The 25,288-nt window shown below is 67.5% G+C and carries 19 protein-coding genes and 1 pseudogene; 15 read left to right on the top strand and 5 right to left on the bottom strand.

The features are described from left to right. The first annotated feature begins 104 nt into the window (after positions 1 to 104). Complete coding sequence (locus tag WFK98_RS13515) at positions 105 to 806, top strand: aspartate/glutamate racemase family protein (RefSeq protein ID WP_336800574.1); 702 nt, start codon at positions 105 to 107, stop codon at positions 804 to 806. A gap of 124 nt (positions 807 to 930) precedes the next feature. Here the strand turns inward: WFK98_RS13515 and WFK98_RS13510 are convergent, their stop codons facing one another. Next, on the bottom strand, positions 931 to 1,656 hold the full coding sequence (locus tag WFK98_RS13510) for a phosphotransferase (RefSeq protein WP_336800573.1): 726 nt from the start codon (positions 1,654 to 1,656) through the stop codon (positions 931 to 933). A 787-nt stretch (positions 1,657 to 2,443) separates the two neighbouring features. Between WFK98_RS13510 and tam the strand changes: the two genes are divergently transcribed. Beyond that, complete coding sequence (gene tam, locus WFK98_RS13505) at positions 2,444 to 3,214, top strand: trans-aconitate 2-methyltransferase (RefSeq protein ID WP_336800791.1); 771 nt, start codon at positions 2,444 to 2,446, stop codon at positions 3,212 to 3,214. Between the two features lie 66 nt (positions 3,215 to 3,280). On the opposite strand, the gene WFK98_RS13500 is transcribed toward tam, so the two are convergent. Both WFK98_RS13500 and WFK98_RS13495 read right to left on the bottom strand, forming a co-directional pair. After that, positions 3,281 to 3,580, bottom strand: coding sequence for a hypothetical protein (locus WFK98_RS13500; RefSeq protein WP_336800572.1), 300 nt, complete (start codon positions 3,578 to 3,580; stop codon positions 3,281 to 3,283). A gap of 75 nt (positions 3,581 to 3,655) precedes the next feature. Further along, positions 3,656 to 4,615, bottom strand: a complete 960-nt coding sequence (locus WFK98_RS13495; RefSeq protein WP_336800571.1) for a hydrogen peroxide-inducible genes activator — start codon at positions 4,613 to 4,615, stop codon at positions 3,656 to 3,658. A 155-nt stretch (positions 4,616 to 4,770) separates the two neighbouring features. On the opposite strand from WFK98_RS13495, the gene WFK98_RS13490 reads away from it, so the two are divergent. From WFK98_RS13490 to WFK98_RS13440, 11 genes and pseudogenes are all read left to right on the top strand, one after another. Further along, the gene (locus tag WFK98_RS13490) at positions 4,771 to 6,231 is read left to right on the top strand and encodes a catalase (RefSeq protein ID WP_336800570.1); all 1,461 of its coding nucleotides are present in this window, start codon (positions 4,771 to 4,773) and stop codon (positions 6,229 to 6,231) included. Positions 6,232 to 6,368: 137 nt separating this feature from the next. Beyond that, positions 6,369 to 7,085: a B3/B4 domain-containing protein gene (locus WFK98_RS13485; RefSeq protein ID WP_266338459.1), complete on the top strand. Its 717-nt coding sequence runs from the start codon at positions 6,369 to 6,371 to the stop codon at positions 7,083 to 7,085. Between the two features lie 93 nt (positions 7,086 to 7,178). Next, positions 7,179 to 8,183, top strand: a complete 1,005-nt coding sequence (locus WFK98_RS13480) for an ArsR/SmtB family transcription factor (RefSeq protein ID WP_266338458.1) — start codon at positions 7,179 to 7,181, stop codon at positions 8,181 to 8,183. Then, entirely contained in the window at positions 8,183 to 9,133 is a 951-nt protein-coding gene (gene metF, locus WFK98_RS13475; RefSeq protein ID WP_266338457.1) for a methylenetetrahydrofolate reductase [NAD(P)H], read from the top strand. The genes WFK98_RS13480 and metF overlap by 1 nt, the downstream gene beginning before the upstream one ends. A gap of 111 nt (positions 9,134 to 9,244) precedes the next feature. Continuing rightward, positions 9,245 to 12,978 (top strand): annotated as a pseudogene (metH, locus tag WFK98_RS13470) (methionine synthase). Between the two features lie 160 nt (positions 12,979 to 13,138). Beyond that, positions 13,139 to 13,864 carry an AzlC family ABC transporter permease gene (locus WFK98_RS13465; RefSeq protein ID WP_336800569.1) on the top strand — a complete coding sequence of 242 codons (726 nt, stop codon included), beginning with the start codon at positions 13,139 to 13,141 and terminating at the stop codon, positions 13,862 to 13,864. Next, positions 13,865 to 14,182: an AzlD family protein gene (locus tag WFK98_RS13460; protein WP_336800568.1), complete on the top strand. Its 318-nt coding sequence runs from the start codon at positions 13,865 to 13,867 to the stop codon at positions 14,180 to 14,182. It abuts the gene before it with no gap. A gap of 611 nt (positions 14,183 to 14,793) precedes the next feature. Beyond that, positions 14,794 to 15,840, top strand: coding sequence for a DUF2336 domain-containing protein (locus WFK98_RS13455; RefSeq protein ID WP_336800567.1), 1,047 nt, complete (start codon positions 14,794 to 14,796; stop codon positions 15,838 to 15,840). A gap of 159 nt (positions 15,841 to 15,999) precedes the next feature. Next, the gene (locus tag WFK98_RS13450; protein WP_336800566.1) at positions 16,000 to 17,220 is read left to right on the top strand and encodes an alanine racemase; all 1,221 of its coding nucleotides are present in this window, start codon (positions 16,000 to 16,002) and stop codon (positions 17,218 to 17,220) included. Between the two features lie 111 nt (positions 17,221 to 17,331). Then, the gene (locus tag WFK98_RS13445; protein ID WP_336800565.1) at positions 17,332 to 18,231 is read left to right on the top strand and encodes an extensin-like domain-containing protein; all 900 of its coding nucleotides are present in this window, start codon (positions 17,332 to 17,334) and stop codon (positions 18,229 to 18,231) included. Positions 18,232 to 18,335: 104 nt separating this feature from the next. Beyond that, positions 18,336 to 19,037: a hypothetical protein gene (locus WFK98_RS13440; RefSeq protein ID WP_266338451.1), complete on the top strand. Its 702-nt coding sequence runs from the start codon at positions 18,336 to 18,338 to the stop codon at positions 19,035 to 19,037. Between the two features lie 196 nt (positions 19,038 to 19,233). Here the strand turns inward: WFK98_RS13440 and WFK98_RS13435 are convergent, their stop codons facing one another. After that, a complete protein-coding gene (locus tag WFK98_RS13435) occupies positions 19,234 to 19,572 on the bottom strand; it encodes a winged helix-turn-helix transcriptional regulator (protein ID WP_266338450.1) in 339 nt (112 codons plus the stop codon). A 130-nt stretch (positions 19,573 to 19,702) separates the two neighbouring features. On the opposite strand from WFK98_RS13435, the gene WFK98_RS13430 reads away from it, so the two are divergent. Then, entirely contained in the window at positions 19,703 to 20,710 is a 1,008-nt protein-coding gene (locus WFK98_RS13430) for a zinc-binding alcohol dehydrogenase family protein (protein WP_336800564.1), read from the top strand. A gap of 55 nt (positions 20,711 to 20,765) precedes the next feature. Here the strand turns inward: WFK98_RS13430 and WFK98_RS13425 are convergent, their stop codons facing one another. Beyond that, on the bottom strand, positions 20,766 to 24,395 hold the full coding sequence (locus WFK98_RS13425; RefSeq protein WP_336800563.1) for a hydantoinase B/oxoprolinase family protein: 3,630 nt from the start codon (positions 24,393 to 24,395) through the stop codon (positions 20,766 to 20,768). Positions 24,396 to 24,570: 175 nt separating this feature from the next. On the opposite strand from WFK98_RS13425, the gene WFK98_RS13420 reads away from it, so the two are divergent. Beyond that, positions 24,571 to 25,287, top strand: coding sequence for a J domain-containing protein (locus WFK98_RS13420; protein WP_266338447.1), 717 nt, complete (start codon positions 24,571 to 24,573; stop codon positions 25,285 to 25,287). The last annotated feature ends 1 nt before the right edge of the window (position 25,288 follow it).

The following is a 25,288-nucleotide window of genomic DNA, read 5'->3' as shown; positions in this document are numbered from 1 at the left end:
GCTTCGGCTTTTCGGTTCCGCGGGCGGATCGGTCTATTCCAAGGGATAGGCGGGTTCGCCCGTTTCTTTTTCGGCAGGCCCGAGATGGCCAGGGGGAGGCGGGCATGACCCAGAAGGTGATCGGCGTGATCGGCGGGCTGAGCTGGGAAAGCTCGGCCGAGTACTACCGCATCCTCAACGAGGCGGTGCGGGCGCGGCTCGGCGGCCTCGCCTCGGCCCGCGTGCTGATGTGGTCGTTCGATTTCGCCGAGATCGAGGCGCTGCAGGCGAGCGGGCGCTGGGACGAGGCGACTTCCCTGATGATCGACGCGGCCCGGCGGCTCGAACGCGGCGGCGCCGATTTCGTGCTGATCGCCTCCAACACCATGCACCGCATGGCGGATGACGTGCAGGCGGCGATCGGCATCCCGCTGATGCACATCGCCGATCCGACCGCCGCGCGGATCCGGGCCGCCGGACTCTCCCGCATCGGCCTGCTCGGCACCGCCTTCACCATGGAGCAGGATTTCTACAAGGGCCGGCTTTCCGGCGAACATGGCCTCGAAGTGCTGGTGCCCGACGCGGCGGACCGCGCCGACGTGCACCGGATCATCTATGACGAACTGGTGCAGGGCCGCGTCGAGCCGTCGTCGCGCGAGATCTATCGGGCCGTGATGGCGCGGCTGGTCGAACGCGGCGCCGAGGCGATCATCCTCGGCTGCACCGAGATCATGCTGCTGGTCCGCCCGGAGGACAGCTTCGTCCCGCTCTACGACACGACGACGATCCACGCGGAAGCGGCGGTGGAGCGGGCGCTGGAAGGCTGAGCGTTGACCTGTTCTGGCGTCCCTATCTCTGCGGCGAAGCCAGGCAAGCCCCTCACCCAACCCTCTCCCGCTAGAGGGAGAGGGTTGGGGTGAGGGGCTTGGTTCGAGTTCAGGGGCCCGCGACCTACGCCGGCAGGATGATCGAGCGGTCGACCTCGTCGCGCTCGGCCGAGGCGAGCGCCGCGTGGATGGCGTGGCGGTCGTCGAAGCGGTGGACGCCGAGCCGGTGCTGGCGACCGATGCCCTGCGGCCAGTGCGACGGGATCGGATCGCCGTCTGCGGTCGCCCAGCCGAAATCGACCAGCGTGATCCGGCCGTCGCGCACCATCAGGTTGTCGCACTTGATGTCGTTGTGGCAGCAGCGGGCTGAAGCGAGCGCCGCGAGAATCGCCTCGGCCTGGTCGCGCCAGTCGGCCGGCAGGTTGTAGCGCCGCACCGGCTCGCCGACATAGTTCATCCGAAGCAGCCCGGGGCTATGTCCGATCAGGCGCGGCACCAGCCCGCTTGATTCGAGCGCCGTCAGCCAGCGGATCTCGCGCTCCTCGATGCCGTGCTCGATGAAGCGGGCGAGCTTCTTGTGCACCTCGAGTCGGTTCAGGTCGATGCGGATGGTCGAGCTGGAGTGCTGGTCGAAATGAATCTCGTAGACGCTCGCCGTCGCGGGATCGTGGAAATAGGCGATCTTGGCGGCGGCGGGGCTCGCCGAACAACTGCCGGAAGCGGCGCCGTCCTGTCCGCTCTCCTGTCCGCTCTCCTGGTCGCCATGGCGATGGAGGACGGTTCTCCCCGGCTCGACGGAGGCGAGGTAATCCAGCAGGGCCGTCGGCAGGGGCGAGCATCGATCATTCATCGCAACGGTCGTAGCGATTTTCGCGGCAATGTCGACGAATTGTGTTGCTGCGGTGCCGAAGGCCGCGTCCGCGGCATGGGAAAAGACGGAATCGGAGCCCAAAAAACAGCGGACGGCCCCTGGCCCGCGCTCTGCGGCGCAGCGGGCCTGGGAACCGTCCGCCGCCCCACCGGCCCTGCCGGTATGGCGGTTTGCCCGTGTCGGGCGAAGAGTTCAGCGAACGGCCCTGCCTGGGTCTAGGGGGGCAGGGGCAAGGCCGTTCGCCCTTCCTCGGCCCCGTTTCGGGGGAGCCAAGGGTCTCGGTTCCGCCGCGCCGTCGCGCCACGGGAAGTCAGTCGGCTCGAAGGGCGGAGGTCAGCGCCGGGCTCGGGCCGCGCCGGTCGCAGGGACCGGCCGTTGGGAGGAGTGCGTCTTCCCAGTTGTCTTGTTGGGCGGCTCGTCTTCCGGAGCGCCATCTTGATTGCAGCTTCTCACGCACCCCGGTCCCTGTCTGTGATCCGCGTCACAAGGATCGCGGTCGCTGTGTCGAGCGTACAATCGGGACGGTGCGGCGGCATGGGGCGCGGCCCTCCGGGGCTGCCGATGCGCCGTCGAAGGTCCGCCAGGAGCGGCGGGCCATTGAACGAATCCGACAGGCCGCGCATTGCATGCGCGTGCAAGCGCGGCCGGCATTCACGCAAATGTCCCCGAACGGGGCTAGGTTCGGGTCGCGCGGCTTCTATGTTCTGCAGGCGAAGCCGTGCAGGTTGGACGGATTGGAATGAGACAGGGGGCCAAGATGGATCAGCTGGCATGGTCGGCGAGCCAATATGTGAAGTTCGAGGACGAGCGCACGCGCCCGGCGCGCGACCTGCTGGCGCAGGTGCCGCTGGCGGAGGCGCGCTCCGTCGTCGATCTCGGCTGCGGCCCCGGCAATTCGACCGAGCTTCTGGCCGAACGCTTCCCCTCCGCCGCGATCGTCGGGGTTGATTCCGCCCCCGACATGCTGGTCGCCGCGCGCAAGCGGCTGCCGGCGCTCACCTTCGCCGAGGCCGACATCGCCAGCTGGGCGCCGGCCGAGCCGGTCGACCTCTTGTTCGCCAACGCGCTGTTCCAGTGGATCCCGGATCATCTCGCCGTGCTGGTGCGGCTGATGGACAGCCTGCGGCCGGGCGGCGTGCTCGCCGTGCAGATGCCGGACAATCTGGGCGAGCCGACCCACATGCTGATGGAGGAGGTGGCCCATTCCGGCCCCTGGGCCGGCGCCTTCGCCGACCGGACGATCCGGCGGCCGATGCTGCCGTCGCCCTCCGTCTATTTCGAGGCGCTGGGCGACAAGTCGAGCCGCCTCGACGTCTGGCACACGATCTACAACCACCCGCTCGCCGACGCCGCCGCGATCGTCGAATGGGTGAAGGGAACCGGCCTTCGGCCCTATCTGGAGCCGATCGAGCCGGATCTCCGCGAGGCGTTCCTCGAAGCCTATGTGGAACGTGTCACCGCCTGCTATCCGCCGATGTCGGATGGCCGCGTGCTGCTGCGATTCCCGCGGCTGTTCCTCGTTGCGGTGAAGCGGTAGGCGCGGGAGCGGGACCTGTCGGGCCGGGTGGCGTGTGGCGCTGTACCCGGCCGAATTGGGATCCGTCTACCTGACGGTGCAGACGCCGTTGGCGCCGTGCTTCCCGGTGTAGGAAACGCTCGCGGAGCCATCCGGATTGATCGACAGCGAGATCGTCACGCCGCTCCCCTTCGCCTCGAAGTAGCTGTCGTTGAACTTCTTCAGCTTGGCTTCCTTGCCATTAATGTAGATCGGCCCGCCTTCGTCGGCATGGACCTCGATGTTCTTCGGGCAGGTGGCGTTGACGAGCGGGATCTTGGCCTGCGCCTCGCTGCCCATGCAGAGGGCGGAGACGAGGCCGGCGGTGGCGAGCAGTGCGTATCGCATCGTTCTACCCCTGATGTCGAGATCGACGGCCAAGCTAGAGCATGGCGACCGGCGGTGCCAGTCGCGGGGGACCTCTCAGGCCCTGGCAAGTTCGGGTGCGATCGCCGGTGCTGCTCCGGCATCGAGGGGCGAATCATCGTCCAGCGCTGGCCGGGCCGCCGCCATCAGCAGGCGGCCGAGCGCCTCGAAATCGCCGCGGCGCGGCGACGAGCGCCGCCAGACCAGGCCAATCTCGCGCTGCGGCTCCGGCTCGCCGAAGCGGGAGAGCACGATGCGGGCGTCGCGCGCCTCGACGGCGACGCACATTTCCGGCAGCAGCGTCACGCCATAGCCGTTCGCCACCATCTGCATGATCGTCGAAAGGCTCGCCGCACCGAAGCCGCTGACCTTCTCCGAGCGCGGGATCCGGCAATAGGTCAGCGCTTGGTCGCGCAGGCAATGGCCTTCCTCCAGCAGCAGGAGTCGGTCGGGCGGAATCATCTCCGGGCTGGCGAAGCCGGCGACCGAGGCGGTCGATCCCGCCTGCGACGCCAGCAGGAAGCGGTCGACGAAGAGCGGCAGGCTGTCGAAGGCGGGGTCGCGCACCGGCAGGGCCATCAGCACCACGTCGAGCTTGCCCTGCGCCAGTTCGTCGACGAGCGCCCCGGTCTGCGTCTCGCGCAATTGCAGCTCCAGCGACGGATAGGTGCGCTGCACCAGCGGCAGCGCCTTCGGCAGCAGATAGGGCGCGATCGAGGGGATGACGCCGATGCGGAGCGGGCCGGACAGCACGCCGCCGCCATGGCGTGCGAAATCGGTCAGGTCGCGAATCTCGCCGAGGATGCGCACGGCGCGGCGCGCGATCTCCTCGCCCTTCGGCGTCACCGCGATGCGGCGCGCGCCGCGCTCGAGCAGCGGCACGCCGAGCGTCGCCTCCATTTCGGAGATCTGCTGCGACAGCGCCGGCTGGGTGACAGCGCATTCGGCCGCCGCCTTGCCGAAATGCAGATGGCGGGTGACCGCTTCGAAATAGCGGAGCTGGCGGAGCGTGATCACGGTCGGGTTCGCCGGGAATGGGTCTGGGACATGTTCGATAAGTTATTCTTATCGCAACTCGCATTCAATATGATTTGGAACCGGTCTAATCGCGTGGCATCTTACGGCCATCCCGAAGGCGGCTCGAATTGTCGCCACACAAGTTGGAGGGCGTCATGACGGACAAATTGACGACGACGGCCGGCGCGCCGGTCGCGGACAACCAGAATTCCCTGACTGCCGGCGAGCGCGGCCCCGTGCTGCTGCAGGACTGGCAACTGGTCGAGAAGCTCGCCCATCAGAATCGCGAGCGCATTCCCGAGCGCGTCGTGCACGCCAAGGGCTGGGGCGCGTATGGCACGCTGACCGTCACCGGCGACATCTCGAAATACACCAAGGCGAAGGCGCTGCAGCCCGGCGCCAAGACGCCGATGATCGCCCGCTTCTCGACCGTCGCCGGCGAGCTCGGCGCGGCCGACGCCGAGCGCGACGTGCGCGGCTTCGCGCTCAAGTTCTATACGGAAGACGGCAACTGGGACCTGGTCGGCAACAACACGCCGGTGTTCTTCGTTCGCGATCCGCTGAAGTTCCCGGACTTCATCCACACGCAGAAGCGCCATCCGAAGACCAACCTGCGCTCGCCGACGGCGATGTGGGATTTCTGGTCGCTGTCGCCGGAGAGCCTGCACCAGGTGACGATCCTGTTCTCGGATCGCGGCCTGCCGACCTCCGTGCGCAAGATGAACGGCTACGGCTCGCACACCTATTCGTTCATCAACGCGCAGAACGAGCGCTTCTGGGTCAAGTTCCACTTCAAGACCCTGCAGGGTCATGAGCACTGGACCAATGCCGAGGCGGCCGATGTCGTCGGCAAGACCCGCGAATCGACGCAGGAAGACCTGTTCGGTGCCATCGAGCGGAACGAGTTCCCGAAGTGGAAGGTGCAGGTCCAGGTCATGCCGGAGACCGACGCCGACAAGACCTCGTACAACCCGTTCGACCTCACCAAGGTGTGGCCGCATGCCGAGTATCCGCCGATCGACGTCGGCATCCTCGAGCTGAACCGCAACCCGGAAAACTACTTCGCCGAGATCGAGCAGGTCGCCTTCTCGCCGTCGAACATCGTCCCGGGCATCGGCTTCTCGCCGGACAAGATGCTGCAGGCGCGCATCTTCTCCTATGCGGATGCGCATCGCTACCGCCTCGGCACCCATTACGAGGCGCTGCCGGTCAACGCGCCGAAGGTGCCGGTGCACAACTACCACAAGGACGGAGCCATGCGCTTCTTCCCGCCGGCGACCAACAACGACGCCTATTACGAGCCGAATTCCTTCAACGGCCCGAAGCAGGATCCGTCGGTGGCCGAGCCGCCGCTGAAGCTCAAGGGCGATGCCGACCGCTTCAACCACCGCATCGGCAATGACGACTACAAGCAGCCGGGCGACCTGTTCCGCCTGTTCAACGCCGAGCAGAAGGACCGTCTGTTCAGCAACCTCGCCGCCGCCATGCAGGGCGTGCCGGTCGAGATCGTCAATCGCCAGCTGGTGCACTTCTACCGCGCCGATCCGGAATATGGCATCGGCGTCGCCAAGAAGCTGGGCCTGCCGACGGAAGGCCTCGCCGCCGCGGCGGAATAGGGCCTGGAACGTCCTCGCGAAAGGCGGCGCCGCAAGCGCCGCCTTTTTTCGTTTCGGCCCGGCGCTTCCGGAACGGCGGACCTTTGCAAGCCGGCGCCGTCGGGGCAAACACGGGCGTCGCTCCGAAGGGATGGATCATGCGCCTCGATATCTCCGAACTCGTCACCGCCTTTCCCGATTTCCGCGTCGCCCTGGTCGTCGCCGACGATTTGGAGATCCGGCCGGAGCGGCAGGCGGAGCTCGCGGCGCTGATCGCCGAGCGCGAGGCGGAGACGCGCCGTCGCTGGGGCGCGACCGAGCTTTCCGAGATCCCGGGCGTCGCCGCCTGGCGCCGCGCCTATCGCGCCTTCGGCATCAAGAAGACGAGCTACCGTTCCTCGGTCGAGCGCCTCGTCAAGAACGTGCTGGCCGATCGGCCGCTGCCGGCGATCAACAGTTTCGTCGACGCCTACAACGCCGTGTCGCTCACCCATGTCCTGCCGCTCGGCGCCGACGACATTGACCGGATCTCCGGCGATCTCGCCTTCCGCTTCGCCCGCCCCGGGGACAGCTTCTTCGACATGGCGGCGGGCGAGGACGGGGCCGGCGCGTCGGCGGAGGATCCGCCGAAGGAGGGCGAGGTCGTCTATGCCGACGCCGAGAAGGTGCTCTGCCGGCGCTGGAACTGGCGGCAGGACGCGCGCTCGCTGGTGACGCCGGAAACGCGCCGCGCCGTCGTCACGCTGCAGGCGAACGGGGAGGGCGCGCTGGAGGCGGCGATCGACGATCTCGTCGATCTCGCCGGACGCTTCTCGGCCGCGCGGATCCGCGTCGCGATCGCCGATCGGGCGGCGCAAAGCGTGGAGATCGTCTGACAAGTCCCTTTACAGATATAAAGATATGTTTATATCTTCCGTCAACTCGAAGCGGCCTCGTGGCTGGGTCTCGGGCGGGCGGAGCGTAGAACCATGGCGGGCCAGGCGGCTCTTTCGACAGACGCGATCATCACGGCGCTGAAGGCGGCCGGCGAGGCGACGCGCTATCGCATCCTGGCGCTGCTCTCCTCCGGCGAGCTCACCGTCAAGGACCTGACCGCCATTCTCGGCCAGTCGCAGCCGCGCATCTCGCGCCATCTGAAGCTCCTGACCGAGGCCGGCCTGATCGAGCGCAATCCCGAGGGCGCCTGGGTCTATTACCGCATCTCCGAATCCGGCGCCGAACGGCGGCTGGTGCAGGATCTCGTCGGCCTCGCCGATCCCGCCGACACGGCGCTGGCGCGCGATCGCGACTGGCTCGCCGGCGTCAAGCGCGAGCACGCGCAGAACGCCGAGCGCTATTTCACCGAGAACGCCGCCGACTGGGACACGATCCGCTCGCTGCATGTGCCGGACACCGCCGTCGAGGCGGCGATGCGCGACCTGCTCGGGGCGAAGCCGATCGACAGCTTCCTCGACATCGGCACCGGCACCGGCCGGATGCTGGAACTGTTCGCGCCGCTCTATCGCAAGGGCGTCGGCATCGATGCCTCGACGGCGATGCTGTCCGTCGCCCGCGCCAATCTGGATAAGGCCGGCGTCGCCCACGCGCAGATCCGCCATGGCGACATCATGAAGCTGCCCATGCCGCGCGACAGCTTCGACCTCGTGGCGATCCATCAGGTCCTGCATTATCTCGACGATCCGGCCGTGGCGCTGAAAGAAGCCGCGCGCGTGCTGCGCCCGAGCGGCCGGCTGCTGGTGGTCGATTTCGCCCCGCACGGGCTCGAATTCCTGCGCGAGCGCCATGCGCATCGCCGGCTCGGCTTCTCGCATGAGGTGATGCGCGGCTGGATCGAGCAGGCCGGCCTCGTGCTCGACGGCGCCACCGATCTCGCGGCGAACTCCGCGACCGAACAATTGACAGTAACGCTCTGGCTGGCGCGGGATCCGCGCTTCGTGGTGGCCGGGGCCTCGAAGGGGTTGGAGACGGCGTGATGCGTGAGACGATCGATCGGGCGAGCCGCAATGGCGTCGGCGCATCGGGGCTGAAGGTCTCGTTCGAGTTCTTCCCGCCCAAGACGGAAGCGATGGAAGAGACCCTGTGGGCGTCGATCGAGCGGCTCGCGCCGCTGTCGCCGTCCTTCGTCTCGGTGACCTATGGCGCCGGCGGCTCAACCCGCGAGCGCACCCACGCCACCGTGGCGCGCATCCTGCAGGAGACGTCGCTGAAGCCGGCGGCGCACCTGACCTGCGTCGGCGCCAGCAAGGCCGAGATCGACGCCGTCGTCGACGGCTACGCCGAAACCGGCGTGCGCCACATCGTGGCGCTGCGCGGCGACCCGATCACCGGCCTCGGCACGGTGTACCAGCCGCATCCGGACGGCTATGCCCAGGCGTCCGACCTCGTCACGGCCATCCGCCGCCGCCATCCGGAAATCGAGGTTTCCGTCTCCGCCTATGCCGAGCGCCATCCCGAAAGCCGCGACTGGCAGACGGAGCTCGATAATCTGAAGCGCAAGGTCGACGCCGGCGCGACGCGCGCCATCACGCAGTTCTTCTTCGACAACGACCTCTATTCCGCCTTCCTCGACCGCGCCGCGGCGGCGGGCATCAACATTCCGATCGTGCCGGGCATCGTGCCGGTGATCAATTTTACCCAGACGGCGAAGTTCGCCGAAAAGGCGGGCGCCAGCGTGCCGGCCTGGTTCGCCGCCCGTTTCGAAGGGCTGGAGGACGACGCCTCGACCCGCCAGCTGGTGGCGGCGGCCGTCTGCGCCGAACAGGTGTTCGACCTGGTGGACCGCGGCGTCAACGAGTTCCATTTCTACACGATGAACCGCGCCGACCTCGTCTACGCCATCTGCCACCTGCTCGGCATGCGGCCGGCGAAGGCGGATGGGGTTGAAGCGCTCTCGGCCCTCTCCCCCCGGGAGCGGGTTGGGTGATATCGAAGGCGTGTTGACGGAATCGTTCGTGCGGCGAGGGAGCCCCAAGGCTCTCACCCCGACCTCTCCCTGTGGGAGAGGCGGCAATGCAGTGAACGCGGAGAGAAGACCATGAGTAGTTCGACGTCCACTGCCGACCTGAAGCGCGCTGCTTCCGAGCGCATTCTCGTGCTCGACGGCGCCATGGGCACGATGATCCAGCAATTGAAGCTCTCGGAAGCCGATTTCCGCGGCGAGCGCTTCAAAGACTGGCCGCGCGACCTGAAGGGCAACAACGACCTCCTGGTCATCACCCAGCCCGACGCGATCGAGAAGATCCATCGCCAGTATTTCGAGGCCGGCGCCGACATCGTCGAGACGAATACCTTCTCGTCGACGACCATCGCCCAGGCCGATTACGGCATGGAGGAACTCGCCTACGAGCTCAATCTCGAGGGCGCGCGCGTCGCCAAGCGCGCCGCCGACACCGTCGCCGCCGAGACGGGACGGCCGCGCTTCGTCGCCGGCGCCATCGGCCCGACCAACCGCACGGCCTCGATCTCGCCCGACGTCAACAATCCGGGTTTTCGCGCCGTCACCTTCGACGAGCTTCGCGACGCCTATGCCGAGGCGACGCGCGGCCTGATCGACGGCGGCGCCGACCTCATCCTGATCGAGACGATCTTCGACACGCTGAACGCCAAGGCGGCGGTCGCCGCCGTCGAGGACGTGTTCGACGAGAAGGGGATCGAGCTGCCGGTGATGATCTCCGGCACGATCACCGATCTTTCCGGCCGCACGCTTTCCGGCCAGACGCCGACGGCGTTCTGGTATTCGCTGCGCCATGCGCGGCCGTTCTCGATCGGCCTGAACTGCGCGCTCGGCGCGCGCGAGATGCGCGCCCATATCGACGAGATCTCGCGCGTCGCCGACACGCTGGTCTGCGCCTATCCGAACGCCGGCCTGCCGAACGAGTTCGGCGAATATGACGAGAGCCCGGCCGCCATGGCCGTGCTGGTCGGCGAGTTCGCCCGTTCCGGCCTCGTCAATGTCGTCGGCGGCTGCTGCGGCACCACGCCGGCGCACATCAACGCCATCGCCGAAGCGGTCGAGGGGCTCGCGCCGCGCGCCCTGCCGACCGTCGCTCCCAAGCTGCGCCTTTCCGGCCTCGAACCGTTTGAACTCGCCTCATGACCAACGCCACCGCCGTCTTCGTCAATATCGGTGAACGCACCAACGTCACCGGCTCGGCCAAGTTTCGCAAGCTGATCACCGCCGGCGACTATGCGGCGGCGCTCGACGTCGCGCGCGAGCAGGTCGCCAACGGTGCGCAGATCCTCGACGTCAACATGGACGAGGGGCTGCTCGATTCCGAGGCGGCGATGGTCACCTTCCTCAACCTGCTGGCGGCCGAGCCCGACATCGCCCGCGTGCCGGTGATGATCGACTCGTCGAAATGGTCGGTGATCGAGGCGGGCCTGAAATGCGTCCAGGGCAAGCCGATCGTCAATTCGATCTCGATGAAGGAAGGCGAGGACCCGTTCCGCGAGCAGGCGAAGAAGCTGCGCCGCTACGGCGCCGCCGTCGTGGTCATGGCCTTCGACGAGAAGGGCCAGGCCGACACCTTCGAGCGCAAGATCGAGATCTGCGCGCGCGCCTATCACATCCTGGTCGACGAGATCGGCTATCCGCCCGAGGACATCATCTTCGATCCGAACGTCTTCGCGATCGCGACCGGCATCGAGGAGCACAACAATTACGGCGTCGACTTCATCGAGGCGACGCGCTGGATCCGCCAGAACCTGCTGCATGCGCATATCTCGGGCGGCATTTCCAACCTGTCGTTCTCGTTCCGCGGCAACGAGACCGTGCGCGCGGCGATGCATTCGGTGTTCCTCTACCATGCCATCGCCGTCGGCATGGACATGGGCATCGTCAATGCGGGCGCGCTGCCGGTCTATGACGAGATAGACCCGGAACTGCGTGACCTCTGCGAGGACGTGATCCTCAACCGTCGCGCCGACGGCACCGAGCGCCTGCTCGAGATCGCCGAGCGCTTCAAGGGCGGCGCCACCGCCAAGAAGGAGGTCGATCTCGCCTGGCGCGAATGGCCGGTCGAAAAGCGGCTGGAGCATGCGCTGGTCTCGGGCCTGACCGACTACATCGAGGCGGACACCGAGGAGGCGCGCGCCAAGGCGACGCGGCCGCTCGACGTCATCGAGGGGCCGCTGATGGCCGGCATGAACGTCGTCGGCGACCTGTTCGGCGCCGGCAAGATGTTCCTGCCGCAGGTGGTGAAGTCGGCCCGCGTGATGAAGCAGGCGGTCGCCTATCTGATGCCGTTCATGGAGGAGGAGAAGCGTTTGCTCGGGACGACCGGCTCGTCCTCGGCCGGCAAGATCCTGCTCGCGACGGTGAAGGGCGACGTGCACGACATCGGCAAGAACATCGTCGGCGTCGTGCTCCAGTGCAACAATTTCGAGGTGATCGACCTCGGCGTCATGGTGCCGGCGGCGAAGATCCTCGCCACCGCCAAGGCGGAGAATGTCGACATCATCGGCCTTTCCGGCCTGATCACGCCGTCGCTCGACGAGATGTGCCATGTCGCGGCCGAGATGGAGCGCGAGGGGTTCGACGTGCCGTTGCTGATCGGCGGCGCCACCACCTCGAAGGTGCATACCGCCGTCAAGATCCATCCGAACTACGCCAAGGGGCAGGCGGTCTACGTGCTCGACGCCAGCCGAGCCGTCGGCGTTGCCTCCAGCCTGCTCGGCCGCGACAAGGCGAACTATGTCGCCGACGTCCAGGCGGACTACGTCAAGATCGCCGATGCGCATGCCCGCGCGCAGGAGAACAAGCGCCGGATCTCGATCGCCGACGCGCGCGCCGACGGCCTCAAGCTCGACTGGTCGGGCTATCGGCCGACGCGGCCGAGCTTCCTCGGCACGCGCGTGTTCACCGATTATCCGATCGCCGAACTGGTGCCCTACATCGACTGGACGCCGTTCTTCGCTACCTGGGAGATCAAGGGCACCTATCCGCTGCTGCTCGAGGACGAGAAGGTCGGCGAGGTGGCCCGGTCGCTGTTCCGCGACGCGCAGGCCATGCTGAAGCAGATGGTCGAGGAGAAGTGGGTCTCGGCCAATGCCGTGATCGGCTTCTGGCCGGCGAACGCGGTCGGCGACGACATCGCGCTCTACGAGGACGAGGCGCGCGAGGCGGAGAAGGCGACCTTCTACACGCTGCGCCAGCAGATCGCCCGCTCGACCGACAAGCGCCGCCACGTCGCGCTGTCGGATTTCGTCGCGCCGAAGGAGACCGGGATCGGCGACTATGTCGGCGGCTTCGCCGTCACCACCGGCATTGGCGAGGAAGTCATGGCCGAGCGCTTCGCCCGCTCGAACGACGACTATTCCAAGATCCTGAGCCAGGCCCTGACCGACCGTCTCGCCGAGGCCTTCGCCGAGCGCATGCACGAGCGGGTGCGGCGCGAATTCTGGGGCTATGCCAGCGACGAGGCGTTCTCGAACGAGGAACTGATCCGCGAGAGCTATGCCGGCATACGTCCCGCGCCCGGCTACCCGGCCCAGCCCGACCACACCGAGAAGCAGACCCTGTTCGAGCTGCTCGACGCGGAGAAGCAGGCCGGCATCAAGCTCACCGAGAGCTTCGCCATGTGGCCGGGCTCTTCGGTCTCCGGGCTCTATATCGGCCATCCCGAAAGCTATTATTTCGGGGTCGGCCGCATCGAGGCGGATCAGGTCGCCGATTATGCCGCCCGCAAGGGCTGGGACGTCCGCGAGGCCGAGCGCTGGCTGGCGCCCGTGCTCAACTATGATCCGATCCGGGTCGAGGCGGCGGAGTAGTCACCGCTCCGCATGCCGTCCCGGCGACGGCATGCGGCATTCGCCGCGCGGGCCTCTGGAACGGGGCGGCGGAATGTTCTAACGCTCTGCTGGGTCGCGGGTCTTTCCGCGACCGCCGCATGCTGGCGGCTCCCCGGTCTTCGCTTTCAGAAACATTCCGATGTCCGCCACATTCACCGCTGCCGGATTTCGCCGCGGCTTTCTCGAGGGCCTCGCGCTTCTCCCGGGCATGATCGCCTTCGGCATCATATTCGGCGTGCTGGCCGGGCAGGTCGGGATCTCTATCCTCGGCGCCGCCTCGATGAGCGTCTTCGTCTATGCCGGCACGGCGCAATTGCTGGCGCTGCACGCCTGGGGCGCGCCGGACGTTCTGGTCGCCGCCGTCGTCGCCGTCATCGCGATGAATTCGCGCTATGTCCTGTTCGGCGCCGCCATGCAGCCCTGGATGCGCGGCCTGTCGCCCTGGATCGCCTATCCGTCGATGTTCCTGATGGTCGATGCCAACTGGGCGACGGCGATGCAGGAGCGCGATGCCGGACGGCGCGATGTCGCGGTGTTCGCCGGCATGGGGCTCGGGTGCGGGGTCGGCTGGCTGGCCGGCACGATCGCCGGCACCGGTTTCGGGCAGTTGCTCGGCGATACCTACAGGCTTGGCCTCGATTTCTTCCTGCCCGCCTTCTTCCTGTCGCTCGCCTGCGGCTTCTGGAAGGGCAGGGCGGACCTGCTGCCGCTTTTGATCGGCGGCGGCGTCGCGATCCTCTTCGATCGCTTCGTCGGCGGATCCTGGCATGTGCTGGCCGGCGGGTTTGCCGGAAGCCTGGCCGCCGCCTTCCTGACGAAACCGCAGAAAGCCGGTGCGACGGCCCCGAAGCAGGGGGGCGCCTAGATGTCGATCGATCCGAACTCCACGTCCGGCTTCGCCATCATCGTCGCCGCCATGGCGGTCGCGGCCTATCTGACCCGGATCGGCGGCTTCTTCCTGATGCGCTTCGTGGTGGTGACACCGCGGGTCGAGGCGTGGCTGCGCGCCCTGCCGCTCGCCATCATGGGCTCCATTCTCGGCCCGATCGCCGCCCATGGCGGACCCGCCGAATATGTCGCCTTCGTCGCGACGGCCATCGTCTATTTCTGGCGGCGGAGCGACATCCTGGCGGCGTTCGCCGGCATGGCGGTGGTGGCCGCGAGCCGGGCCGTATTCGGCTAGCGCCTCGCGTCGCCGTCCCGCCTCGCGGGCAGGGCACGACAGCGCACAGGCACCGCGATCGGCGCCGCCTTCAGGCGACAGCCGACAATAGAACCAGGGCTGTCAAGAAAACATCCGGCCCTGGTCGCCAAGGACTCTGTCGATGTTACAAGTCGCCGTGCGGGAGGCTAGATGGCTCCCAGTACAATCGCCGCGACAAACAGAAATGCGGCACTCACGGCCAGCAGATGGAACGGTTTAGCGAGGCTCATGGACATCTCCCGGGTCTCTCTTTCACGCCCAACTTCCAACGTAAATATTAACGGGATCGACCTTTCTCGCAAGAGCCCTGTTTGCCGGTTTTGCCGCGAAGGCGGCGCAATCCTGCCGCAAATCGGGTAAGCCGTGGAATAATCTCCCAAATCCCTTTGGGGAAAAACGGCGAGGCAGTGGGTTTGTTCCGCCTCGGCGGCGCCGAAATCGTCAAGGACGGGCGAGATCTTCCGGGCGCACGCGGCGATCGGTCGAATACAAGCCCTGGCGGTAAGATCCCGGAAACTGCACCTCTCAATCGTTTCTTATGGTTTCGCTGCGACCGTCCGCTTCCATGACAACAGGGCCGGAAAACCAGCATGGATGATCGCCGGACGGAGGCAGAAGCCACGACTTCGCCTGCGCGCAGGGCGCAATTGCTGGCGTCGATCACCGATCTGTTCGGCAGCGCCGGCGCGGCGGTGTCGCCGTCGACCGCCGCCCTCTACTGCGAGATCGTCACCGGCGTCTTCGACGCGATGGCGGCGGAAGACCGTGCCGTGCTGGTCGATCGCATCGCCGGGCTCACGAATGCGCCGGCCACGCTGCTGCATTTCCTGTCGCTCCGCGACATCGGCACGGCCGAGCCGGTGCTGCGCCGCTCGATCGCCTTTGCCGACACGCATCTCGCCGCTCTTGCCGAGCGTCTGCCGCAGGATCGCCTCTGCGCCATCGCCGCGCGTACGCATGTCTCCGAGACGGTGTCGGATGCGCTGCTCGCGCGCGGCGACCGGACGGTGCTGCGGCTGCTGGCGAAGAATCCCGGCGCGCGATTCTCGCAGGGCGGACTGGCCATCCTGGTCGATGAGGCCGAGCTGACTCTGGCGCAGCGGCAGGCCGCCGCCGCGCTGAGCGAGACGCCCGAAACGCGCGGGCAAGTTTTCGACATCCGTTCGGCGCCCGCGCTCGATCGCTCGCGCCGGGTCTTCGCAAGGCCCCGGGAGATGGGCGTCGTCATTCCGTTGCCGCAGCGGACGCGACAGCCTGCCGCCGATGCTGCGGACGCCACGCCTTCGTCGAATGCCATCGCCGAGGTGATCGCGACGGTGGCCTCCGGCGATCGCATGCTGGAAGTGGCGGGCCTGCTCGCCGAATTCGCCGGCCTGCCCGTCGATCTGGTCAGCCGTATGATCGCGCGGCCGGACACGATGCCGCTCGCCGTGCTCTGCAAGGCTGCCGGGGTCAGCGTCGAAACCTTCGCTTCGATCGCGGCGATCCGCGGCCGACGCCACGGCCATTCGCCGGCCGCCGTCGACGCGCTGGTGCGGGCCTATGAAATCCTCGGCCCGGACGATGTCGCCAGCACGCTGCGCTTCCTGCGCGCCCGCCACGGCATCGAGATCGGCTCCTCGGCGCCGGCGGTCTAGCCGGAACGCCGACCGCGTCGCGCGCTCCGCGCTGTCGCGTCTTCTTCACGCGAATCGGTATCCACTCCGCTGGAAAGGCCCGCGCTGGCCGAACGGGGTTCCCGTGCCGGCTGCGCGCTGCTAGCGTTGCCGGGCCACGGCCACACGGGATCGCGAAGGATGGATCGCTTCGAGACCGCCCGAGACGCTGCCTACAAGCTCCGTCCGGACCAGCCGCTCTACTGTTTCCGCCCGAGTGTGCTCAGGGCCGACGCGCTGGCGTTCAAATCCGCCTTTCCCGGCCGCATGGCCTATGCCGTCAAGACGAATGGCGAGCCGCTGGTGCTCAGGACGCTGGCGGAAGCCGGGATCGACTGCTTCGACGTGGCCTCGCCGGCCGAGTTCGCCGCCGCGCGCGCCGTGTCGCCCCAGGCCGAGTTGCTCTACATGCATCCGGTCAAGGCGCAGTCGGATATCCGCCTCGCGCTCGAGACCTATGGCATCCGCGTCATCGCCATCGACCATGAGGACGAGATCGCCAAGATCCTCCGCATCGTGCGGGCGCTCGATCTCGCGCCGGAAGAGATCACCCTGTTCGTCCGCCTGGCGACGCGGGGACATGCCGCCTACGAGCTGTCGAAGAAGTTCGGCGCCGCGCCGGGGCATGCGGTCGAGCTCGTCGAGCGGATCGCGAAAGTCGGCTTCAAGGTCGGGCTCTGTTTCCATGTCGGCAGCCAGGTCGAGGATACCGGCACCTATGAGCGGGCGCTCGCCTCGGCCGCCTGGGTGCGCTCGCGCGCCGGCGTCGATCTCGCCGCGCTCGACATCGGCGGCGGCTTTCCGGCCGCCTATGGCAGCGACCCCAGGCGCAAGCAGGTCGTGCGGCCGGAAACCGGCGTGCTGATCGCCGACATCGTGCGCGAAGCGGAGGAATGGGGATTCGGCGATGTGCCGCTGGTGGCCGAGCCCGGGCGGGTGATCGTCGCGCGCTGCCTTTCCGTCGTCGTCCGCGTGCTGCTGAAGAAGGGCAGGCGGCTCTACATCAATGACGGCATCTGGTCGTCTCTGTCGGATTCCTGGACCGGCAAGATCACGCTGCCGGCGCGCCATCTGCCGGATCCGGCCCGCCGTCCCCGCGCCGTCGATGGCGATACGGTCGTGCCGTTCCGCGTCTGCGGCGCCACCTGCGATTCCGTCGATATCCTGTCGCGGCCCTTCTACCTGCCGGAAAGCATCGGCGTCGGAGACTGGATCGAGATCGGCCATATCGGCGCCTATTCGCTGTCGCTCCGGACGCATTTCAACGGCTTCTATCCCGATCGCTTCGTCGAGGTGACGACGCCCTTCGAGGCGGCGGGCCCTGTCGAGGGCTTCGCCTCGATCGAGACGATGGGCGGGTAGAGTTTCGGCGCGACCGCCCGCTCCGGTTGCGGGTATGGTTGACCATTCTTTAAGAGCTTCGGGCGCATTCTACGGGGCATGTACAGTTGCGTAGCGTTGCGTATCGCGTCGGTGCTCGCTCTCGTTTCGCTCTCTGGCTGCGCCCTGAACTTCCTTTCGGAGCAAAGGGAAGGCTGGCGGGACGCGACGGAGCGAGCCTGTTACGCGCAGAAGCTCGTCGTCCCTTCCTACTTCCAGCGCCCGGCGCGCGAGGTTGACGGCAAGGGCGCGTGCGGCATCGAGCAGCCGCTGAAGGTGAATGCCTTCCAGCGCGGCGTGGTGGCGGTGACGGGCGGCGACGTGCTGCTCGGCTGCATGATGACCAACGCCATGGAACGCTGGGTCCGCGAGGCGGTGCAGCCGGCGGCGCAGGCGCGCTTCGGCATGCCGGTCACCGAAGTCCTGACCATGGGCACCTATGCCTGCCGTCCGCGCAACAACCGCCACGGCGACAAGCTCTCCGAACATGCCTTCGCCAATGCCTTCGACGTCGCCGGCCTTCGCCTGGCGGACGGCCGCACCATCCGCGTCCGCACCGACTGGCGCCGTGGCGATCCCGCCAGCCAGGCCTTCCTGCGCGAGGCGCTGATCTCGGCCTGCGGCTATTTCACCACCGTGCTGGGGCCGGGCTCGAACCGCCTGCACGAGGACCACATCCACATCGACCTCGCGCGCCACAATGCCAGCGGCACCTCGCGCTATTGCCGGCCGAAGCTCGAAAGGCCGGGCCCGACGCCGCTCGACCCCAATGCCGGCATCCCGATGGCGACGCTGCTGCAGACGCCGCCGCCGGCCGCGCCGGCGAACATGGAGCAGCGCGCCTTCACCTATCGCTTCGACGACAATCTCGGCGCGCCCGATGCCGAGGCGCCCTATCCGGGCGACCAGATCCTGAACGGCCAGACGCCATCCGTGCCGCCCTCCGGCCCCTATACGCCGCCGGCCAGCATTCCTCTCTCCTACACGCAGTAAGGCTCGCCCGGCCCGTGGCGGGAAATGTCAGTGACGAACGTCACATCCTGCCCTAGCGTCATGCTGTACTTCGCCGTCCCACTAGGGGTTTGAGGAGTTACGGAATGACCAGTTTTGCCGCCGTCTATGTCGACGAAACGCGCTACAATCTCTATGCGTCCATCCACAAGGGCCTTCGCCGCGCCCAGGCCCAGCTGATGATGCGCCTCGGCGCCATCGATCCGCTGAACGACACCGATGTCGCCGGCCTGATCCGCGACATGCGCCTGATGGTGACGATGGGGCGCAAGCATCTCCATCACGAGAACGTCTTCATCCATACCGAGATCGAGCAGCGCCGGACCGGCGCCACCGAGCGGCTGGCCGACGACCACGATCACCACGAGCGCGATTTCGACGAGCTGGAAACGCGGCTGCGGCAGATCGAGGCGGCCCCGGCGTCCCGACGCTCGCCGATGCTGCGGGCGCTCTATCTCCGCTACACGGAATTCCTGGCGCATGATTACGAGCACATGATCGAGGAAGAGACCGAGACGTTGTCGCTGCTGCACCGGCACTTCACCGATGGCGAGCTCGCGGCGATCGAGGGCCGCATCGTCGGCTCCGTCGATCCCGACATGATGATGGAGTTCATCCGCATCATGATTCCGGCGATGAACCCGGCCGAGCGGCTCGGCATGCTGGGCGGGATGAAGGCCGCCATGCCGGTGCCGGTCTTCGCGGCGGTGGTCGACATGGGCGTCAAGCCGGTACTGACGCACGCCGACTGGCAGGCACTGGAACAGGCGCTGGCCCAGGCGGCGTAGGGGAGGCGAGCGGCATTCTTCTTCACCTCTCCCTGAGGGAGAGGTCGGAGCGAAGCTCCGGGTGAGGGAGGCGATCTCTCCGGCGAGCGCTGAACCCCTCACCCGCCGGCCCTCGGCCGTCGACCTCTCCCCATGGGAGAGGTTGGCAAAATATCGTCGGCGCTGAGGGAGAGGTGACGCCTCCTGAGTCGCGCCTCTACGCCGCCGCGCTTTCGCCGAGCTGGCGCTCCTTGTAGGCGATGCCCCAGGCCCGGAGCGCGAGGATGATCGGGCGAAGCGTCTCGCCGAGTGGCGACAGACGGTATTCGACGCGCGGCGGCACCTCGGCATAGACGGTGCGGATCACAAGTCCGTCACGCTCCAGTTCGCGCAATTGCTTGGTCAGCACGCGCTGGGTCACTGCCGGCGTGCGGCGATGCAGTTCGTTGAAGCGCAGCGTGTTGTCGAGCAGGTGGAACAGCGCCACGCCCTTCCACTTGCCGTCGATCAGCTCCAGCGTCGTCTCGACATCGCATTTCTCGTGCTCCGCGCCCATGGCTGATCTCCATTAGTATCCATTCGGTCAGTATAGGCCCAAATTGTGCATTCTTGCGGGAACGGTCAATATGCACGAAATGGCTCTGTGTCCGCCGCTTCCCGCGGCGCCAAGGAAATGGAGCCCGCTCATGCGTGCGATCGCCTTCACCAAGTCGCTTCCCGCCAGCGATGCCAACGCCCTCTCCGACATCACGCTCGACATTCCCGAGCCCGGCCCGCGCGATCTTCGCGTCAAGGTCGAGGCCGTGTCGGTCAACCCGGTCGACACCAAGGTCCGGCGCAACGCAGGATCCGACACGCCGCGCGTGCTCGGCTATGACGCGGCCGGCATCGTCGACGCCGCCGGCGCCGAGGTGACGTTCTTCAAGCCCGGCGACGCCGTCTACTATGCCGGCACGATCAACCGGCCCGGCACCAATGCCGAATATCACCTCGTCGACGAGCGCATCGTCGGCCGCAAGCCGGCGACGCTGGATGTCGCGGAAGCGGCGGCGCTGCCGCTCACCACCATCACGGCCTATGAGCTGCTGTTCGACCGCATCGGCGTGCGCAAGGGCGAGGGCGCCGACAGGCGGACGCTGCTCGTCGTCGGCGGCGCCGGCGGCGTCGGCTCGATGGCGATCCAGCTGGCGCGGGCGCTGACCGGGCTGACGGTGATCGCCACCGCCTCGCGGCCGGACACCGTCGCCTGGGTCGAGGGCCTCGGCGCGCATCACGTCATCGACCACACCAAGCCGCTCGACGAGGAAGTGGCGCGGATCGGCATTCCGGCCGTCGACATCGTGCTGGCGCTGACCCAGACGCCGCATCACTGGCCGGCGATCCAGAAGCTGGTGGCGCCGCAGGGCCATGTCGGCGTCATCGACGACATGGAGACCCTCGACATCGTGCCGTTCAAGGGCAAGGCTGTCGGCGTTCACTGGGAATCGATGTTCACCCGGCCGATCCACCAGACCGCTGACCTGGTCGAGCAGCACAAGCTGCTGAACGAGGTCGCGGGGCTGGTGGAGGCGGGCAAGATCCGCTCGACGCTGACCAACCGGGTCGGCCCGATCAACGCCGCGACGCTGCGCGAGGTCCACGCGCTGGTCGAAAGCGGTCGCTCGATCGGCAAGACGGTGGTCGAGGGCTGGTAGGGGCTCTCTTACACCTCTCCCTCTGGGAGAGGTGAGGGCTTCACTCCAGTCCGGCCTATGCCCTGCCAAATCCCCCGCCGGTGGGCGTCGTTACGATGACGGCCTCGCCGGCGGCGAGCACGGTCTGGTCGCAGCCTTCCAGCACCTCGACCCGGCCGTCGTTGCGGCGCACCTCGGTCTTGCCGAGGGCGCCGGGATCGCCGCCTTCGAGCCCGTGCGGCGCGACGGTGCGGTGCGAGGCGAGGATGGCGCATTCCATCGCCTCCAGGAATCGGATCGTCCGCCTGGTGCCGCCGCCGGCCGACCATTTTCCGCGTCCGCCGGAGCCCTCGCGGATGTGGAAGTCCTCAAGCAGGACGGGGAAACGGAACTCCAGCACCTCCGGATCGGTCAGGCGCGAATTGGTCATGTGGACATGCACGGCGTCGACGCCGTCGAAGCCGGTGCCGTCGTTGAACCGGCCTGCCGGGGCGCCGGAGCAGAGCGTCTCGTAATACTGGTAGGTCTGGTTGCCGAAGGTGAGGTTGTTCATCGAGCCCTGCGAGGATGAAAGCGCGCCCAGCGCGCCGAACAGCGCGTTGGTCACCTGCTGGCTCGTCTCGACATTGCCGGCGACGACGGCGGCCGGATAGCGCGGCGCCAGCATCGAGCCCTCGGGGATTATGATGTGGATCGGCCGCAGGCAGCCGGCATTCATCGGGATGTCGCCCTCTACCATGACGCGGAAGGCATAGAGGACCGCAGCCCGCGTCACCGGTTCCGGCGCGTTGAAATTGGTCTTCTGCTGCGGGCTGGTGCCGGTGAAGTCCACCGTCGCCTCGCGCTTCTCGCGGTCGACGCGGATCTTCACGCGGATCACCGCGCCCTGGTCGGTCTCGACGGCGAATTCGGAATCCCGGAGGCTGCCGAGCATCCGGCGCACGCTCTCGGCGGCGTTGTCCTGCACATGGCCCATATAGGCGGTGACGACATCGAGCCCGAAATGCTCGACCATCCGGCGCAGCTCCTGGACGCCCTTCTGGTTGGCGGCGATCTGCGCCTTGAGGTCGGCGATGTTCTGCGTGACGTTGCGGACGGGGTAGGGATGGTCGGTCAGCAGCTCGACCAGTTCGGCCTCGCGAAAGCGGCCCTGGTCGACGAGGACGAAATTGTCGATGAGAACCCCTTCCTCGTCGACGGTGGTGGCGCGCGGCGTCATCGAGCCCGGCGCCGTGCCGCCGATATCGGCGTGGTGGCCGCGGCTGGCGACGAAGAACAGGATTTCGTGGCCCGCATCGTCGAAGACGGGCGAGACGACGGTGATGTCGGGGAGATGCGTGCCGCCATTATAGGGCGCATTGAGCGCATAGACGTCGCCCGGCCGCATCGCCCTCCGGTTCAGCTCGATGATCGTCTCGACCGAGCGGTCCATCGAGCCCAAATGCACCGGCATGTGCGGCGCGTTGGCGACGAGCGCGCCGGTCGCGTCGAAGACGGCGCAGGAGAAATCGAGCCGCTCCTTGATGTTCACGGAATAGGCGGTGTTTTGCAGCGTCACGCCCATCTGCTCGGCGATCGACATGAAGAGGTTGTTGAACACCTCCAGCATCACGGGATCGGCGTCGGTGCCGATGGCATGGCGACGGTCGAGCCCCTCGACCCGCGTCAGTACGACATGGTCGCGGGCCGAGATTTCAGCCTGCCAGCCCGGCTCGACGACGATGGTCTGGTGCGGCTCGATGATCAGCGCCGGCCCGGCGACGATGGCGCCGCGCGCGAGGCTTGCGCGGGGAAAGATGCCCGCGCGATGGGCCGCGCCGTCGGAAAAGATCGAGACGGTCTCGGAGGGCTTGGGCCGGCTCTCGGGCGCGTCGAGCGCCGGTTCCTCGATCGCGGCGCCGCCGCCGACCGCCTCGACCTCCAGGCTCTCGACGACGATCGCCTTGCCCTCGAAGACGAAGCCGAACTGCTTCCGGTGCGCCTCCTGGAAAGCGGCGAGGATTTCATCCAGCGGTAGCCAGTCCGGGCCCTCCGCCAGCACCTCGACCGGGATCGTCGTGTCGGTGCCGTCATAGCGGAGATGCGCGCGGACGAAGGTGTCGGTGGCCTCGACGCCCTGCTGCGCCAGTTCGGCATGGACCTCGTCCGTGAGCGTCGAGGCGAGATCCAGAAGCTCGGGCAGCGCTTCCGGCGCCAGCTTTTGGACCACCGCCTTGCTGCGGCCGGCGCGGATGTCGGCGAGGCCCATGCCATAGGCGGAGAGGATGCCGGAGAAGGGATGCACCAGCACAGTCGTCATGCCGAGCGCGTCCGCCACCATGCAGGCGTGCTGGCCGCCGGCGCCGCCGAAGCAGTTCAGCGCATAGTCGGTGACGTCATAGCCGCGCTGGACGGAGATCTTCTTGATGGCGTTCGCCATGTTCTCGACGGCGATGCGCAGGAAACCGTCGGCGATGTCCTCGGGCGTGCGGCCGTCGCCGATCTCGGCGGCCAGCTTTTCGAAGCGCTCGCGCACGATGGCGGCATCGAGCGGCTGGTCGCGGCCCGCGCCGAAAATCTTTGGAAAATGCTCCGGCCGCAATTTGCCGGTCATGACATTGGCGTCGGTGACGGCGAGCGGGCCGCCGCGCCGGTAGCTGGCAGGGCCGGGGTCGGCGCCGGCCGAATCCGGGCCGACGCGGAAGCGGCCGGCCTCGTAGTGCAGGATCGAGCCGCCGCCGGCGGCGACCGTGTGGATCCGCATCATCGGTGCGCGCATGCGCACGCCCGCGACCTCGGTTTCGAACGAGCGCTCATAGACGCCGTCATAGTGCGAGACATCGGTGGACGTGCCGCCCATGTCGAAGCCGATGACCTGGCCGAAGCCCGCCTGCCGCGCCGTCTCGACCGCCGCCACGACGCCGCCGGCCGGCCCGGAGAGGATGGCATCCTTGCCGCGGAAAAGCTCCGCCGCCGTCAGCCCGCCGGACGACATCATGAACATCAGGCGGGGCGAGGCGCCCTCCGTTCCGCCCAGCTCGGCGGAGACCTGTTCGACATAGCGGTTGAGGATCGGCGAGAGATAGGCGTCGACCACGGTGGTGTCGCCGCGCCCGACCAGCTTCATCAGCGGCGAGATCTCGTGGCTGACCGAGATCTGCGGGAAGCCGACGGAGTGGGCGATTTTGGCGACCCGCGCCTCGTGCCCGGGATATTTCCAGGCATGCATGAAGACGATGGCGACGGAGCGGATGCCGCTGGCATGGGCGTCGCGAAGGGCGGCCTCGACCTCGGCCGGATCGGGTTCGACCTCGACCGTGCCGTCGACCCGCACGCGCTCGGCAACCTCGACGACGCGCTCATAGAGCAGTTCCGGCTTGACGATCTTCTTGGCGAAAATGTCCGGGCGCGCCTGGTAGCCGATCGCCAGCGCGTCGCGAAAACCCCGGGTGATGAGGAGGAGCGTGCGGTCGCCCTTGCGCTCGAGCAGGGCGTTGGTGGCGACGGTCGTGCCCATCTTCACCGTGTCGATGGCGCCCGGCGGGATCGGCGCACCGGCCGGAACGCCCATCAGTTCGCGGATGCCCTGCACGGCGGCGTCGCGATAGGCGCCGGGATTTTCCGAGAGCAGCTTGTGGGCGCGGATACGGCCTTCCGGGTCGCGCGCGACGATATCGGTGAAGGTGCCGCCGCGATCGATCCAGAAGTCCCACTGCGTCATCGTCATGCTCCCCGTATCCTGCCGGTCCGGCCGCATGAGTACGGTTCGGCCGGCTTCCGTCAATCCGCAATGGCCGGAAGATCGCCCTGGCCGAGGGGCTGCGACCCGTCCTGCGTGAATTGGCGACTGCGCGACACCCTGGACTCTCGCACTCGACGCCGCGGATGCCTATGATTCCGCCATGACAATCTGGCAACGACTCGGCGACCTCATATGCTCGCTTCCCGGCTCCTGCACCCTCGGGCGGGCGCTGGACGATTTGATCGAAACCGTCCGCACGATGCTGTCCGGCTCGCCGGAGGATCGGCGGCAGGTGGCGTTCTCCGTCTCGATGATCGCGCTCTCGGCCAAGATGGCCAAGGCGGACGGCGTCGTGACGCGGGACGAAGTCACCGCCTTCGAGCAATTGTTCGATATCCCGGCGGCCGAGCACCAGAACGTGGCGCGGCTGTTCAACCTCGCCAAGCAGGACGTCGCCGGCTTCGACGCCTATGCGCGCAAGCTCGCCGGCCTGTTCGAGCCGGGCTCGCCCGTGTTCGAGGACATCGTCGATGGCCTGTTCCACATCGCCAAGGCCGACGGCATGGTGCATCAGGACGAACTGGCGTTCCTCGACCATGTCGCGTCGATCTTCGGCATCGGCGAGGCGGCGTTCGCGCGCATCAGCAGTCGCCACATCGTGCCGGAGGAGGGCGACCCCTACCTCATCCTGGGCATCGACCGCGCCGCCTCGAATGACGACGTGAAGCGGCACTATCGCCGCATTGTCGCCGAGACCCATCCGGACCGGCTGATCGCGCGCGGCGTGCCGGCCGAATTTCTCGCGATCGCCACCGCCAAGCTCGCCGCGCTGAACGGCGCGTATGACCGCATCCGCCGCGAGCGGGCCTTCGCATGAC

The organism is Kaistia sp. MMO-174 (assembly GCF_037147815.1).
Lineage (GTDB): Bacteria > Pseudomonadota > Alphaproteobacteria > Rhizobiales > Kaistiaceae > Kaistia > Kaistia nematophila.
Note: the sequence above shows the minus strand (reverse complement) of the source record. Positions and strands in the feature narration are given on the sequence as shown.